2 protein-coding genes are annotated in these 1,205 nt (G+C 66.1%); one reads left to right on the top strand and one right to left on the bottom strand.

The window, feature by feature from the left end; translation table 11 throughout:
* Positions 1-469, top strand: a 469-nt coding sequence (locus tag Q7A36_RS39985) for a DDE-type integrase/transposase/recombinase (protein WP_305109355.1), incomplete at its 5' end; no start/stop codon positions are given.
* Between the two features lie 182 nt (positions 470-651).
* On the opposite strand, the gene Q7A36_RS39980 is transcribed toward Q7A36_RS39985, so the two are convergent.
* Positions 652-1,205, bottom strand: a 554-nt coding sequence (locus Q7A36_RS39980; protein ID WP_456306854.1) for a hypothetical protein, incomplete at its 5' end; no start/stop codon positions are given.

The raw sequence follows: 1,205 nt of genomic DNA, 5'->3' as shown, positions 1-1,205 counted from the left end.
ATACCTGAAGGTCGGTGGCCGCTGGGCTTACCTGTATCGGGCCATCGACCGCGACGGCAATCTGGTCGACACCATGCTCAGCGAGCACCGCGACATGACGGCGGCTCAGGCTTTCTTTCGTTCGGCCAAGTCGGTCACGGGCATGACGCCCGACCAGGTCACCACGGATGGGCATGGCTCTTACCCGCGGGCAATCCGCAGCACGCTCGGCCGCGACGTCGAGCACCGGACCAGCGCGTATAAAAATAGCCGACTGGAGCAGGATCACCGGGGCGTCAAAGGCCGAACACGATGTATGCGGGGGTTCAAGAGCTTCGCATCGGCGGAGCGGTTCTGTCGAGGCTACGACGAGCTCCGCAACTTCCTCCGTCCCTGCACCCGGCACAACCAATACGCCTCTGCCCGCCGCCGTCGCCTGCTTCACCTCCGTCGCGCCACCAGTGTGCTCGCCATTCTCGAAGCGGCGTAGGCTGAAGTCGGTCTTCACCTCACGTCGTAGGATCTGGCGGGAGTTCTGACAGAACCCTCCAGACCGACCCAGCACAATCAAGCCTCACGCCGAAAGATGGGCCTCTTCACGGCGCTTACAGCAGAGCGGGTCTGGCGCGATGCTGAAGGCGGCGGCCGCGGTCTGATCGCCGGCGATGGCGATCAGAATGACGACCAGGCCAGCATCCGGGTTGGCGATCGCAGCAAGCGAGGCCGAAACCCTGGCCTGGAAGCCTCGAGGCGTTCCTGACCCGTCAGCAGTCGCATGATCAGGCCGAGATTGTAGCCAGCGACGTGGATCAGGTAGCGCTTGTGCAGGTTCTCCCGCCCGCGCAGCCAAGCGCGGCGCATGCCATCGCAGTCCAGAATGAGCGCGAAGCTCCGCTCCACCACCTCGGCGGGCAGCTTGAACGCGACGTGGGCGACACCGGACAGCAGACGAGTGCGGTTGTTGACGACGGCGCGGCGGGCCGCGTCATCGCCGTGCCAGCGCGAGAAGCCGTTGTGCTTGGGCTCGGCGATCCGGGGCTTCCGCCGCCTGTCGTCGAGCGTCTTCAGCACCTCGCGCGAGTGATTCTCGACCACGCCGAATCTGGCGCATCCGTGTGCGGTCGAGCCGCTGAAGGAAGACGGCAAGCCGTGGCGACGCTCGCAGCGCATCCGGTGCTGGGCCTCACCGGAGCAGGGCCCGGTGCAGCGCCGCCTCGAGCTCGTCG

This window comes from Paracraurococcus lichenis (assembly GCF_030657435.1).
GTDB lineage: Bacteria > Pseudomonadota > Alphaproteobacteria > Acetobacterales > Acetobacteraceae > Paracraurococcus > Paracraurococcus lichenis.
Note: the sequence above shows the minus strand (reverse complement) of the source record. Positions and strands in the feature narration are given on the sequence as shown.